Below are 13,773 nucleotides of genomic sequence, written 5' to 3'. Positions count from 1 at the left end.
TTATGTATTTACTTTATTTACATACAGGATTAAGATATTTTTTAGAAATACAAAATCTACATCATATGGAAAAGCAATATGAATTGATTCAAAAGAAATTTGAAAGGAATGAGGAATTGTGAAGAAATTAGATGTGTTATTAATGCTATTAAGCGGCCTCTTTCCAGTTGCAGGAATTATGAAGCAAATCCCACTAGAACAATCTTTATATATCGGAGGCCTTTTATTTTTTACTAGTTTCGGTAGCTATTTTGCGAAAAAAATATATTCACGTATATGTAGTTGGATAGCGTATGCGCCATTTATAACACTGCTGTTAGTCATTTGGCATCAAGATATTTCAACAAGTTCAATAATAGGGAATGCGAAAATCGCCGCTTGTATCGCTTTAATTCCATGTTTATTCCGTTTTCGTACATATGGACTTACTTTCGGTTTATTCTCATTATGGGCCGCTTTACTTTGGGATATTAAAGAAGTACAGTCGTTAGTCATACTTGAACGTATGTCGAGTTTAATGACAAGTCATTACTTATATCTTCTACTGTTAGTTGGAGGACTTATATTAGGTGGATTACTTGCGATGTTATTACATCGTAAAGAGCAGGATGATTATAAAGAAAATATAAATCTATTTCAACAAAAAAAGAAGCGCAAAAAATTATCATTTAAGATTCCACTTCCTAGATTACCGAAATTAAAGATCAAATTATTTAAGTTTGGTGGAAAAGTATCAAAACGAAATACGCCAGAAAAAATACGTGAGCATAATTACGAAGAACCAGCTCAAGCTGCAACATATGAAATGACAGAGCAAATAAATCCATATAAAGAAGGTATCGCTCAAGGACAAACGAGGATGGAACGTCGTAGAAATAGGTATAATGCATAAGATATTTGAGTAACCCTTTAATGATTTATCATTGAAGGGTTTTTTATGTAATTATATATAGATTGCTAATGAGGAATTTATAGCATACCCTAAAGTTAAGGACTTAAATAAAATAATGGGAGGACAAAATGCTTATTATTACATATATTTCTGTCTGTATATTATTTTTAGTTAGCTTTTTACATGTTTACTGGGCTTTCGGAGGTAAGTGGGCGACAAATAGTGTCATTCCAACAAAAGCTGGAGAAAAGGCGTTTACACCAAGTGTAGGAATGACATTGTTCATTGCTTTATTATTAAGTATGGCGGCAATAATTTTATTACAACAAACAAATGTTGTTCATTTCGAAGTTCCTAATATTATCGTTCAATTGGGCTCCTGGATTTGTATGATTGTTTTTTTTATAAGAGTAATTGGTGAGTTTCATTATTTTGGCATCTTTAAGCGAAAAAAAGATACGTATTTTGCTAAAATGGATACTGTTTTATATATACCACTTTGTGCATTTTTATCTTTATCGTTCTTACTAGCAATTATAACGTGAACATAAAATAGTAGCTGCTTTTTCTAAAATAAATAAACGTGAATTAGCAAGGAGTAAAAGTGAGAAATCTAGTAGTAAATAAAAAGGATGTAAGCGTCTTCTTATCGAAATATAGATTATTATGAAAGGCGGTGACACTATGAAGTATGTTAAAGTCTGTATGAATGGCGGAAGTGAACACAAATTCTCGATGACTTTAGATCGGTTTGAAGAACTTATTACTACAGAGAATGGACTATTAGAAAATAAATTAGTTAGTATTGAAAATGTAATGATTAATCCTACTAATATATCTTCTGTAGTTGAAAAAATTGGTGTACCGGCTAAGTTTATGGAAGCTTAAAAATCGGTACATAAAAAACATCCATAGGGATGTTTTTTTATGTGTAAATATAATAATTATACAATTAATAAATGAGCAGAATTTTTAGCAATACGTATACATTTGATGTTTAATAGATGCACAATAAAATAAGTACAAGCATATATTATATTGTAGGACAAGACCTTCGTGTCCTACTTAATACTCAGAAAAAACCTCTATTACATGAGAGTATCCAATTGCAGGGTGCTCTTTTTTATCCCGTTCTTTAACTTTCAATTTTAAACATATCTTTGATGTTAATAAATATTAAAAATAATATAATAGCAAAAATTAAGTTAGATAAATAGAAATCTTGATGAAATAGTAATTCAAAGATGACATCGAAAACATATAATAAGGCGATAGTAGGTAATATACAAATAAATATAAATCTCCAATTTTTCAAATAATGTTTATAAGTAGTAATCGCTTTCTCCATACATATAGCTCCTACATTTTTTTATTTTCTATATAATTATACATTTAAATAAAAGGATTTACAAAGGAATATTTAGTAATTAAGAATTGTAGGAGAGATTTTGTTGAAAATGTGGATAGCTGTAGCAATCTGAATAATAAATGCTTTTACTTAAAAAACTTTAAAAGAATGATACTAAAATGATACACTATAATATACGTTATTTATGAAACGAATAGAGGGATTTGTATGATAGATAAAATCAAAAATGTTGTAGAGGATATGTACGAAGATGAAGCAAAACATTTACTTCAAAGTATTCTTATTCAGTTGAATTTATTAGAAGAAAACTATAGTGAAGATGCAATTAAAAATTTGATGGATATTCCTAAGCAACTAACGAGTAATACATCATATATAAGAAATGTAAAAGAAAGCACACACGTACATATTGCGTTTGATGATTCAACAGCTGGATGTTTAAAATATATGCTTAGTCAAGAAGAACAATTGGAAGAGAGGGTTGTCGCTTTTTCTGAATTCTTTTCAATTGGGCCGATAAACAAGCTACATATGAATGAGGGACAACTTGCAAGACAGAAATGGTTAGTAAATAATTTAACTGCTTATGATAATTATTTTGAAGAAGAGTATTTACCAAGGTTTTTAGAAACTATGGAAGAACTACACACTATTCCTATTGAAACACCTATTACAATTTGGAAAGCTAATAACGCACATGAACATGTAGGCCTATGTTTTGTAATGGCGCAATTAAAAGATAAGAAAAACATTCGCGTTATTAATACGTCTGAAGCAAGTAAAGAAATATTAAAAAAAGAGTATGCTATTCGTGGAACTGGAGAGTTAGCACCTGAAAGTTTAGCTCTAATTCAAAAAAGTTTTGTAGAATTGCCATATTTAACTGTAGAGAAACGTATGCAGTTTGAACATGAGTGGGATAGTCTATCGAAAAGTACGGAATTTTTAAGAGTTTGGACAGACAATGAAGTGCGTTCTGTACAAGAAGATTATTTTGATCAATTTATTATTGAATGTGCGAAAAGTATAGGTGCTGATCGAGAATTCCTAAAAGCCCCTAGGGTAATTGGTGAAGCACTTGGTCATGTAGAGCAGTTAGTTGGCGATACGTTTTTAGAATATCGCTTAAAGGAATTAATTAAACAAGAAGTATTTGAATTTGAAGGTTCGTTAGATGAAATGCGTTTTTATAGTGTGAAATTAAGAAAATAATACATCTATTCCGATTATGAAGAAGCTCGTATTTTTAAAATACGAGCTTTATTTTTTTGTTGAATTTAGGCTATACATAAGCTTCCTATAGGAGGCAAATCACATATGAATGTTAAAGGTACTGAATGAAAAGTAGGTGATTTGTTAATATGTATAACCAGCAAAATTATCCATATGATCAAGGGATGTATTATAATCCACAAAACTACGGGTATGAATCTGTAAATGAAGTGAGAGATATGGAACAAGAAGATTATAGACCAGATGATGCGGAAGATGCTCCAACGTCACCACCACCGTCACAAGCGCCGTCGTTACCGTCTACATTTGCTTCTCCAGCTCAAGCAGGGAATATGAAATCATGGATGTGTAACTGTCTAGGAAGATGGGGCTACTTACGTTTGCATCGTCCTGGACCTTTCGGAAGAGACTTATGGTTCTTCCCGACTGAAGTGAGGAGAAATGGGGTTTCAGGTTACACTTGGCAAGGTGGTCGCCGTCGTAAAGTAAGTTATCGCTATCAACAAATTAGTAATTTCATGTGTTTTGCGTAAAAAAGAGTGAGAGAGTAGAAGGATTTTACTCTCTTACTCTTTATTTTTCAATATACGAAGTAAGATTTTGAATGAAAATTTACAATTTTCTAGTTTTTATTAGAGTATAATGCATATGTTGGTTGGTTTTCAAAAACAAATGAGAGTGAGGGAATACAATGTCAATGAAAAATAAAGTTGGGCTAAGAATAGAGGATGGTATTAATTTAGCTTCAGCTCAGTTTAAAGAAGATGCGTATGAAATTTATAAAGAATCTAGAAAAGTGCAACCTATCTTATTTGTGAATAAAACTGAATTAGGTGCAGAGTGGCTTATTACAAGATATGAAGATGCTTTGCCACTATTAAAAGATAATCGCTTAAAAAAAGATCCGGCCAATGTATTTTCTCAAGATACATTGAATGTCTTTCTTACTGTTGATAATAGTGATTATTTAACGACGCACATGCTAAATTCAGATCCACCTAACCACAATCGTTTACGATCACTCGTACAAAAAGCTTTTACACCGAAGATGATCACGCAATTGGAAGGAAGAATACAGGATATTGCAGATGATTTGTTAAATGAAGTCGAGCGAAAAAGTTCATTAAATCTTGTTGATGATTACTCGTTTCCTTTACCGATTATTGTAATAAGTGAAATGCTCGGCATTCCAAAAGAAGATCAAGCGAAATTTAGAATTTGGTCTCATGCTGTCATTGCTTACCCAGAAACACCAGAAGAAATAAAAGAAACTGAAAAGCAACTATCTGAGTTTATTACATATCTCCAATATTTAGTTGATGTTAAGAGACAAGAACCAAAAGAGGACTTGGTGAGTGCTTTAATACTTGCAGAAAGTGAAGGACATAAACTTAGCGCTAGGGAACTATATTCAATGATAATGTTACTAATTGTGGCGGGACATGAGACGACGGTAAATTTAATAACAAATACGGTATTAGCGCTTCTTGAAAATCCGAATCAATTACAGTTATTAAAAGAAAATCCCAAATTAATTGATGCAGCTATTGAGGAAGGGTTACGATATTATTCTCCAGTTGAGGTTACAACTTCAAGATGGGCGGCTGAACCTTTTCAAATTCACGACCGAACAATCGAAAGAGGAGATATGGTTGTCATTGCATTAGCTTCTGCAAACCGTGATGAAAATGTATTTGAAAACCCAGAAGTATTCGATATTACTCGGGAAAATAATCGCCATATTGCCTTTGGTCATGGTAGCCATTTCTGCTTAGGAGCTCCACTTGCTAAGTTAGAAGCAAAGATTGCTATTACTACTTTGTTTAATCGAATGCCTGAACTACAAATAAAAGGTAACCGTGAAGACATTAAATGGCAAGGTAATTATTTAATGCGTTCTTTAGAGGAATTGCCTTTAAATTTCTAGAATAGTTAAAAGGAGACATGCATACATCGAAATGGATTTACATAGAGTATGTATGTGTTATTTAAATTCGAAACGGAAGGGTGAAAACATCCCAATGATCAACTAATTCTATTTGTAAGAGATCTTCGTTAAAAAACGAAATATTCTTCTGAATAGGATTAGTCTGCGCATTTATAGAAAAGGGATGTATTTCGCTCTGCGAATATATAGTCTTTTTATATGATTTGTGTTGCCTCCTGTTCAGAACATGAAATAGGGGGATTTTTTATGTCGACAAATGTAGTAATGAAACAAAACAATGGGGTATCACAAGTATTAAAAAATCGGTTTGTGCAAGGAATTCTTGCATCAGCATTATTTTTACAAATTGGAATATGGGTTCGGAACTTTGCGGTATTATTATATGTAATGGAAATGACGAAAGGTGATGCTTTTGCTATTTCAATGATTTCGGTTGCTGAGTTTGTTCCAATTTTCATCTTTTCCTTTATAGGTGGAACCTTTGCTGATAGGTGGAAGCCAAAGAAGACAATGATTTGGTGTGAAACGTTAAGTTCCATTTCAGTATTCGCTGTATTAATTACACTTATGTTTGGAACATGGAAAATCGTGTTTTTTGTCACGCTTATTTCTGCAATCCTTTCGCAGTTTTCTCAACCATCAGGTATGAAATTGTTTAAACAGCATTTATCAACGGAACAAATCCAATTAGCGATGTCTATATATCAAACAATATTTGCGATTTTTATGGTGCTAGGACCGATTCTTGGAACATTTATCTTTCATAGTTTTGGAATTTATATTTCAATTATCATAACAGGTATCGCTTTTTTACTGGCAGCAGCTGTATTGTTATTTCTTCCGAAAGATCTTGAGAATGATATTGAGAAGAAAGAAATCACGCTATTACAGGAGATGCTGGATGGTATTAAATATGTGAAAAAGAAAAAAGCATTAACTTTGCTTGGACTTTGTTTTATGGCAGCAGGACTAGGTATAGGATTGATTCAGCCATTAGGTATATTTATTGTGACTGAGCAGTTAGGGTTATCAAAAGAGAGTTTGCAATGGTTACTAACAGTAAATGGCGCGGGTATGATTGTTGGCGGAGCTTTAGCGATGGTATTTGCGAAAAACGTAGCCCCGCAAAAGATGTTAATTGTAGGGATGCTCGGTCAGGCGATCGGCATTGGTATTATAGGTTATTCAACGAATTTATGGGTGACACTTACAGCACAACTTTTTAGTGGGTTAGCTCTTCCATGTATCCAAATAGGTATTAATACGCTCATTATTCAAAATAGCGATACTGATTTTATCGGTCGTGTAAATGGCATTTTAAGTCCACTATTTACCGGTTCAATGGTAGTAACAATGAGTGTAGCCGGTTCATTAAAAGAGGTGTTCTCATTAAGTACGATGTATGAGGGCACAGCTTTACTATTTATAATTGGATTATTATTTATTTTACCTATATACAATTTAAAGCCAGTAATAGCGGTAGAAAGTGAAATAAATGGTAAGGGAAGTGCTGTACAACATGAATCCTAATCCAAATGTTAAATATCCTATTGAAGGAAATCAAAATGTCCATTTTATAAAAAATACAATAACGAAAGCTAATATACTTGTTGGTGACTATTCTTATTATGATGCGAAAGATGGAGAAACATTTGAAGATCGAGTATTACATCATTATGAATTTCTTGGAGATCATCTTACTATTGGAAAGTTTTGTTGTATTGCAAATGGAGTTACCTTTATTATGAACGGAGCGAATCATCGGATGGATGGATTTTCGGCATATCCATTTAATATATTTGGAAATGGGTGGGAGAAGTATACACCTAATTTGTCTGATTTACCTTACAAAGGGGATACAGTTATAGGAAATGATGTATGGATTGGTATGGATGCAACGATTATGCCTGGAATAAAAATAGGAGATGGTGCAATCATTGCAGCTAAATCTGTTGTGACTAGAGACGTCGCACCATATACAATTGTTGGCGGAAACCCTGCAAATAAAATAAAGGAACGATTTACAAATACAATAGTAGAAGAGTTATTGCAAATTCAATGGTGGCATTTTGACATTGAAAAAATAACAGAAAATATAGATGCTATTGTACAAGGAAATATTGAACCATTAAGAAAGCTAAAAAGGTAATAAAAAATGCATGACAAAGAGTATCATACCTCCGAATTTTGTTAATGATAATAGAACAAGGAGGTGTGATACTATGGCACAAGACGTTTTATGTGAAGTAAACAACTGTAAATTTTGGGCTAACGGCAATAAATGTAGTGCAGATGCAATTTATGTAGTAAGTCATAAAGGGAAACATGCATCAACTACGGAAGAAACAGATTGCAAAACTTTCGATCCAGAAGTATAAATTTTTTGAAGGGTAGCCAAATCGTGGTTGCCCTTTTATTAATTATAGTATTGATAATAAATCTCATTTTCATTCATTATTTTTAACTTTTCTTGTTAATTTTTATATTTTCTTCATAAGTGATGTAATCCAGAGTAATTCGTGTTCTATACGTGATTTACTAAATTCAATAACTTCTGTAATAAAAGATGAGCTAACATCTAAAGATTGAATAGCAGTAAGCTGTTTATTTAGTACGTCTTGGCGTATTGTTAAAATTTCTTTTCTACCTTCGTAATCAAGTTTTTCAAATAGAGCGATACGTACAAGGAACTCAGCGTTATTTGTCGCAATTTTTTCAGGAAACTCTCTTAACATCTCTGAAAAAATTTCTTCACCTGTTTCAGTTATATCGTACATATTTCGGTTTGGCTTTCCGACTTGTTTATGTATTTTTTTCGTTATAGCACCCATATTTTCGAAGCGCCGAAGAGCGGGATAAAGTGTGTTATGATTTAATTCGAAATTCTCACCTAACCGGTTTTGAACATTTTTCTTTATTTCATATCCATGTTTTGGTCCAGTTGTTAATTCTGCTAATAGTAAAATGTCAACGTACATAAAAATCCCCCTTATATATTTCTCAAGTTCTCCAATAAAAAATCTCCTTTAGTATATGTTAAAATAACATATGTTAGATTATACAACTTTGAACTACCGACCTATCACTTTTATTGTAAAAGAAAAGGGAGGAAAGAACTATGGCTTCGCCGGAAAATGTGATTTTAGTTCATGAAATTTCAAAGCTGAAAACAAAAGAAGAATTGTGGAATCCGTATGAGTGGTATCAATTTATGAGGGATAATCACCCTGTACATTACGATGAAGAGCAAGATGTATGGAATGTTTTTTTATACGATGATGTAAATCGAGTTTTATCGGATTATCGCTTATTTTCAAGTAGAAGGGAGCGAAGACAATTCGCAATCCCTCCTTTAGAAACTAGGATAAATATAAACTCTACGGACCCACCAGAACATCGCAATGTACGTTCTATCGTTTCTAAAGCATTTACTCCAAGAAGTTTAGAACAATGGAAACCCCGAATTCAGGCGATCGCAAATGAACTTGTACAACATATTAGACAATATAGTGAGGTTAATATCGTTGAAGAATTTGCTGCACCTTTACCTGTTACCGTCATATCCGATTTATTAGGAGTGCCAACAACGGACCGTAAAAAAATTAAAGCATGGTCTGATATTTTATTTATGCCGTATAGTAAAGAAAAGTTTAATGATCTGGATGCGGAAAAGGGTATAGCACTAAATGAATTTAAAGCATATCTTCTACCGATTGTTCAGGGAAAGAGATACCATTTAACCGATGATATTATTTCGGATTTAATACGAGCTGAATATGAAGGCGAAAGATTAACAGATGAAGAAATTGTTACTTTTTCTTTAGGTTTATTAGCGGCAGGCAATGAAACAACTACTAATTTAATTATTAATAGCTTTTATTGCTTTTTAGTGGATTCACCTGGAACATATAAAGAATTAAGAGAAGAACCTAAATTAATTTCAAAGGCAATTGAGGAAGTATTGCGCTATCGCTTTCCCGTTACATTAGCTAGGAGGATTACAGAGGATACAAATATATTTGGGCCTTTTATGAAAAAGGATCAAATGATTGTTGCGTGGGTAAGTGCAGCAAATTTAGATGAGAAAAAGTTTTCGCAAGCCTCTAAATTTAATATACACCGAATAGGAAATGAAAAGCATTTAACATTTGGTAAAGGTGCTCACTTTTGCTTAGGAGCACCACTTGCACGTTTAGAAGCTGAGATTGCATTAAGAACTTTCATAAATGCTTTTGAAAAAATAGAGTTATCTCCATTGTTCAATTTAGAAAAATGTCTATTGGAAAATGAACAAACGTTAAATTACTTACCTATTCTTTTGAATAATAGGTAAATCGATCAGCAAGGTACAAATTTACTGTACCTTGTTTTTTTATCCCGCGTTAACGGACAGTAAAACTCCCACCTCAAAATTCAGTTGGAGCAAAGAAGTTAGGTGGGAGATCAACTGTCCGTAAACGTCCAATTGGTTCAACTAATAATCAGTGGGAGATGAACAAAACCCCCACTGATTAAAGTTTCACTTTATTTCTCAATTGTAAAATTTTAGTTAGTTATTTAGTATGGGGGTGTGTGAAAAAGAATGGAGGAGGACGCTTATGTTAACGTGTAATGGAAGTAAAACGTTTCAAACATTTATTAAAACTGTAACGGATTTAATGGATAGTAATTTATTAGAAGATCAAATTGTTTGTGCGATTGAAAAATTACTAGAAGAACTTTTAGAAAAGAAAACATGGCTTCCGTTAGAAAAACAGAAGGCGAATTCGGCTCAATACGCACGACATTTGTTATATGAAGATCCTTTTAATCGTTTTGAAGTATTAGCTCTTGTATGGAAAGATGGACAATCTACACCTTTACATGATCATGATGGTACATGGGGAGTAGAAGGCGTTTTTACAGGGAGGATAATGGTGCAAAACTTTATACAAACGAAGCAGTTTAAAAATTCACTTGTTTATTTAACACATACAGGAAATCTTTATTTGGGAGAAGGAGAAACAGATAAAGTCATTCCACCAGCTGATTGTCATATTCTTGAAATAGCTAAAAATGAAAGAGTTGTCACTATTCATATTTACGGAAAACGTTTAGAAAAGTTTAAAGTATATGTCCCAACTGAAGAAAAGAATGTGTACATGTGTGAGACGAAATATATTAGTTATAGTTCATAGTATAAAATTAGTTATAGTTCATAGTATAAAATCAAAAACTTTTCTTTAAAAAGAAAAGTTTTTGATTTTATTATTAATTATTTCTTGACCTGAAACGCTTTTCATAAATTATAAATAAGGAGTACTTCACGAGATCAGTATGAAAACGATACCTTTTGTTTATAATGAACTCGTGTATTTATAGAAAGTGGTGAAGAAATAATGAAATTAATCGCAATTGATTTAGATGGAACTCTTCTTTCAGGGAATAAAATGATTAGTAAAGAGAATGCAGAAGCAATTCGAAAATGTCAGGAAGCGGGTCATGTTGTAGCAATTTGTACAGGACGTTCTATCGTCGACATTGAAAGATTGTTGTTAGAAGTTAATTTAGAGTGTCCAATTATTGCGGAAAATGGTGCGCTTATATATAAAGATAAAAAAATGATGAAGAGATATCCAATTCAAAATATGCAAGCACTTGAGATTGTAGAATATCTTGAAGAGAATGGCTTATATTATCAGCTTTATACTGATAAAGGTGTGTATGTACCGGATTATGGAGTAGAGAGTGTACGTAATGAAATTGAGTATGTGAAGAATTCAAAAGAAAATTTCGACTTGAAAGAATTAGAAACGATCGCAGCTTTATACCTTGAGCATACAGCGTTTCATAGTGCAGAAAGTTGTAAACCGATTGTAGAAACTGATATACATGTGCACAAGCTTTTACCATTTTCTTATGACATAGAAAAATTAAAAAAGTTAAAAGCAGCGTTTCTGCATAATACTGATTTAGCAATTACATCTTCGTATTGGCATAATTTAGAAATTAATCATCGAGATGCTCAAAAAGGAAATGGATTATATACTTTAGCAGAACATCTAAATATTCCAGTTGAAAATACTGTAGCGATAGGTGATGGGCTAAACGATGTATCCATGATGGAAAAAGCAAACATATCAATTGCAATGGGGAACGCAGTCGAAGAAATAAAAGCAATGTGTAAATACGAAACTTTATCAAATGAAGAACACGGTGTTGCACATGCTTTATATAAATATGTAATGTAATATAAAAAGAAAAAAAGAATCCAAAGATTCTTTTTTTCTTTTTATTAGGGGTAAGGTATTCTATGAGATTCATAGAAGCCTTATTACTTTTTATTATATAGAATATATTGGAATAAATGTTTATATTTTTCATATTAATTGTGAAAATTTTATGAACTTTATATTTTTTGTATTTTTATACTACTAAAATCGATGTGTATGACTCTGATATTAAAATCCGGTTTCTGCATGAGTACCCGTTTTAGGTTGGTCGTACATCCAGAATTAATATGTGATGAACAAAATACGTACTGATTAAGGATTCATTTTATACGCAAATTCTTCTCTATTTTAATTGAAAAATAAAATTTATTCGAATAATTATTCTGCAGCTATATACCTAAAGGCACATTCTACGTATAATGGAGAAGTATAAATTTTGAATTTGTATTAATTTTACATATTGAGGTGAAAAAGGAATGAATGCGCGGCTAATGGAACTTATTGATGTGAGTACAATAGAAACCATGGCAGAACAGTTTTATAAATTAACCAACATATCACATCAACTTCTTGATGCTGAAAAAGAATGTATATTTTCTTTTGGAATAAATGAAATGAAAATATGTAAACTTCCCAAAATTGAAATCCCCATTTTTTTATACAATCAACATTTAGGATCTTTTGTAGTATGGTCAAACAAAAGTGACATTTTCAATTGTCAAAAATACTTTGAAATGCTTTCAAATCTAATTATAGATGGAGCAACAAAGGTATTTCAAAGTAAAAATACAACGTTGCTTTCTCGAAAAGAGGAGGAACTGCATACGATTTTACAAAACATGCCTGTTATGGTTGATGCGCTTGATTATAATGGAGATTTTGTTTTGTGGAATCGGGAGTGTGAAATTGTAACAGGTTATACAGCTGAAGAAATAATAGGGAATCCAAATGCCCTACAATTATTGTACCCAGATCATAATTATCGTCACCAAATACAAACGAAATTTTTAACTTGTGGAAAAAATTTCAGGGATTGGGAAATGCACTTAACATGTAAAAATGGTGAAATCAAAACAATCATGTGGTCCAATATATCAGAACAGTTTCCTGTAACAGGATATAGCTACTGGGCTGTCGGGGTAGATATTACACATTTAAAAGCGATAGAAGACCAGTTAAAACAACAAACGTCTGAATTGGAATTAATTTTTAAGGCTTTACCAGATTTATGTTTCTTAACAGAAGATGATGGCACAATTATAGATTATAAAGCAGGATCCCCTTCGAAATTTTACGTACCGGCACAAGCTTTTATGGGAAAAAAGTTTTTCGAAGTATTACCATCTCCAGTAGCACAGCAGTTTCAGGAAGCAATTCATCAAGTGAAGGAAAAAGGGACGAATGTAATTGTTGAATATCCACTTACAATTAATGGGAGTGTCGATTTCTTTGAAGCTAGATGCTTACCATTATTACACGATAAAATTATGATCATTGTACGCGATATTACAGAACGGAAAAAGACAGAAGAATTGCTAAATAAATCAGATACACTTGCAGCAATTGGTCAATTAGCAGCTGGTGTGGCTCATGAAGTGAGGAACCCATTAACTGTCATTAAAGGGTTTATACAGTTATTTCAAATTAATAAAGAAGATCAAGAAAAATATTTTGATTTAATGCTTTCTGAAATTGAAAGAATAGAAGCGATTCTTCAAGAGTTTTTATCAATTGCTAAAACAGATGAGATAAATACAGAACAAAAAAATATTTATCAAATTTATAATAATGTCGTATCGTTAATGAATACAAAAGCAATTATGACGAATATTCAAGTGGAACTATATGCAGACAACAAAGACATAAGCATTGAATGCTCAGAAAATCAATTGAAACAAGTGTTTATTAATATTTTGCAAAATTCAATCGAAGCTATGCCAGATGGCGGGAAAATTATAATTCATATTAAAGAGATAAACGATGAAGGTGTCATTATTCATGTAATTGATGAAGGAATAGGGATACCTGAAGATAGAATTAAGAGATTAGGTGAGCCTTTTTATAGTACGAAAGAAAAAGGTACCGGTATCGGATTAATGTTAAGTTATAAAATCATTGA

General features: G+C 32.1%; 15 protein-coding genes. 13 read left to right on the top strand and 2 right to left on the bottom strand.

The features are described 5' to 3' along the window. The first annotated feature begins 118 nt into the window (after positions 1-118). From DM800_RS27000 to DM800_RS26990, 3 genes are all read left to right on the top strand, one after another. On the top strand, positions 119-892 hold the full coding sequence (locus DM800_RS27000) for a DUF3959 family protein (protein WP_142287471.1): 774 nt from the start codon (positions 119-121) through the stop codon (positions 890-892). Between the two features lie 128 nt (positions 893-1,020). Then, a complete protein-coding gene (locus tag DM800_RS26995) occupies positions 1,021-1,437 on the top strand; it encodes a DUF3995 domain-containing protein (RefSeq protein WP_060486846.1) in 417 nt (138 codons plus the stop codon). 139 nt (positions 1,438-1,576) lie between these two features. Then, a complete protein-coding gene (locus tag DM800_RS26990) occupies positions 1,577-1,780 on the top strand; it encodes a hypothetical protein (RefSeq protein ID WP_000878362.1) in 204 nt (67 codons plus the stop codon). 247 nt (positions 1,781-2,027) lie between these two features. Here DM800_RS26990 and DM800_RS26985 read toward each other — a convergent pair whose 3' ends face one another. Then, positions 2,028-2,240 (bottom strand): hypothetical protein, encoded by a 213-nt coding sequence (locus tag DM800_RS26985; protein WP_048560963.1) that lies wholly within the window; start codon positions 2,238-2,240, stop codon positions 2,028-2,030. Positions 2,241-2,468: 228 nt separating this feature from the next. Here DM800_RS26985 and DM800_RS26980 point away from each other — a divergent pair, with 228 nt between their 5' ends. From DM800_RS26980 to DM800_RS26950, 6 genes are all read left to right on the top strand, one after another. Next, positions 2,469-3,473, top strand: a complete 1,005-nt coding sequence (locus tag DM800_RS26980) for a DUF1835 domain-containing protein (RefSeq protein ID WP_087984408.1) — start codon at positions 2,469-2,471, stop codon at positions 3,471-3,473. Positions 3,474-3,622: 149 nt separating this feature from the next. Continuing rightward, positions 3,623-4,027: a hypothetical protein gene (locus tag DM800_RS26975; protein WP_000282702.1), complete on the top strand. Its 405-nt coding sequence runs from the start codon at positions 3,623-3,625 to the stop codon at positions 4,025-4,027. A 158-nt stretch (positions 4,028-4,185) separates the two neighbouring features. Beyond that, positions 4,186-5,421: a cytochrome P450 gene (gene cypA, locus DM800_RS26970; RefSeq protein WP_147788008.1), complete on the top strand. Its 1,236-nt coding sequence runs from the start codon at positions 4,186-4,188 to the stop codon at positions 5,419-5,421. Between the two features lie 267 nt (positions 5,422-5,688). Next, a complete protein-coding gene (locus DM800_RS26960; protein WP_147788007.1) occupies positions 5,689-6,972 on the top strand; it encodes an MFS transporter in 1,284 nt (427 codons plus the stop codon). Further along, positions 6,962-7,591 carry a Vat family streptogramin A O-acetyltransferase gene (locus DM800_RS26955; RefSeq protein ID WP_088063589.1) on the top strand — a complete coding sequence of 210 codons (630 nt, stop codon included), beginning with the start codon at positions 6,962-6,964 and terminating at the stop codon, positions 7,589-7,591. Before DM800_RS26960 ends, DM800_RS26955 begins: the two co-directional genes overlap by 11 nt. Before the next feature lie 73 nt (positions 7,592-7,664). Then, positions 7,665-7,820, top strand: coding sequence for a DUF1540 domain-containing protein (locus DM800_RS26950; RefSeq protein ID WP_000046089.1), 156 nt, complete (start codon positions 7,665-7,667; stop codon positions 7,818-7,820). Positions 7,821-7,922: 102 nt separating this feature from the next. Here the strand turns inward: DM800_RS26950 and DM800_RS26945 are convergent, their stop codons facing one another. After that, entirely contained in the window at positions 7,923-8,420 is a 498-nt protein-coding gene (locus DM800_RS26945) for a PadR family transcriptional regulator (RefSeq protein ID WP_147788006.1), read from the bottom strand. A 140-nt stretch (positions 8,421-8,560) separates the two neighbouring features. Between DM800_RS26945 and DM800_RS26940 the strand changes: the two genes are divergently transcribed. The 4 genes from DM800_RS26940 to DM800_RS26925 all read left to right on the top strand — a co-directional run. After that, on the top strand, positions 8,561-9,775 hold the full coding sequence (locus tag DM800_RS26940; protein ID WP_098090073.1) for a cytochrome P450: 1,215 nt from the start codon (positions 8,561-8,563) through the stop codon (positions 9,773-9,775). Positions 9,776-10,040: 265 nt separating this feature from the next. Continuing rightward, positions 10,041-10,619 (top strand): cysteine dioxygenase family protein, encoded by a 579-nt coding sequence (locus DM800_RS26935; RefSeq protein WP_147788005.1) that lies wholly within the window; start codon positions 10,041-10,043, stop codon positions 10,617-10,619. Between the two features lie 201 nt (positions 10,620-10,820). Then, positions 10,821-11,672, top strand: coding sequence for a Cof-type HAD-IIB family hydrolase (locus DM800_RS26930; protein WP_098200331.1), 852 nt, complete (start codon positions 10,821-10,823; stop codon positions 11,670-11,672). A gap of 458 nt (positions 11,673-12,130) precedes the next feature. Then, positions 12,131-13,773, top strand: a 1,643-nt coding sequence (locus DM800_RS26925) for a PAS domain-containing sensor histidine kinase (RefSeq protein WP_147788004.1), incomplete at its 3' end; no start/stop codon positions are given.

It is taken from the genome of Bacillus sp. AY18-3, from assembly GCF_008042305.1.
In the GTDB taxonomy this organism is placed as follows: Bacteria; Bacillota; Bacilli; order Bacillales; family Bacillaceae_G; genus Bacillus_A; species Bacillus_A wiedmannii.
The sequence above is the reverse complement of the archived record's forward strand: the minus strand, read 5'-3'. Positions and strand labels throughout refer to the sequence as shown.

Coding starts and splice junctions, on each gene's coding strand:
- DM800_RS26945 (WP_147788006.1), bottom strand. CDS start 8,420: ATGTACGTTGACATTTTACTATTAGCAGAATTAACAACTGGACCAAAA.
- DM800_RS26935 (WP_147788005.1), top strand. CDS start 10,041: ATGTTAACGTGTAATGGAAGTAAAACGTTTCAAACATTTATTAAAACT.
- DM800_RS26980 (WP_087984408.1), top strand. CDS start 2,469: ATGATAGATAAAATCAAAAATGTTGTAGAGGATATGTACGAAGATGAA.
- DM800_RS26960 (WP_147788007.1), top strand. CDS start 5,689: ATGTCGACAAATGTAGTAATGAAACAAAACAATGGGGTATCACAAGTA.
- DM800_RS26930 (WP_098200331.1), top strand. CDS start 10,821: ATGAAATTAATCGCAATTGATTTAGATGGAACTCTTCTTTCAGGGAAT.
- DM800_RS26940 (WP_098090073.1), top strand. CDS start 8,561: ATGGCTTCGCCGGAAAATGTGATTTTAGTTCATGAAATTTCAAAGCTG.
- DM800_RS26975 (WP_000282702.1), top strand. CDS start 3,623: ATGTATAACCAGCAAAATTATCCATATGATCAAGGGATGTATTATAAT.
- DM800_RS26950 (WP_000046089.1), top strand. CDS start 7,665: ATGGCACAAGACGTTTTATGTGAAGTAAACAACTGTAAATTTTGGGCT.
- cypA (WP_147788008.1), top strand. CDS start 4,186: ATGTCAATGAAAAATAAAGTTGGGCTAAGAATAGAGGATGGTATTAAT.
- DM800_RS26955 (WP_088063589.1), top strand. CDS start 6,962: ATGAATCCTAATCCAAATGTTAAATATCCTATTGAAGGAAATCAAAAT.
- DM800_RS26990 (WP_000878362.1), top strand. CDS start 1,577: ATGAAGTATGTTAAAGTCTGTATGAATGGCGGAAGTGAACACAAATTC.
- DM800_RS26985 (WP_048560963.1), bottom strand. CDS start 2,240: ATGGAGAAAGCGATTACTACTTATAAACATTATTTGAAAAATTGGAGA.
- DM800_RS26995 (WP_060486846.1), top strand. CDS start 1,021: ATGCTTATTATTACATATATTTCTGTCTGTATATTATTTTTAGTTAGC.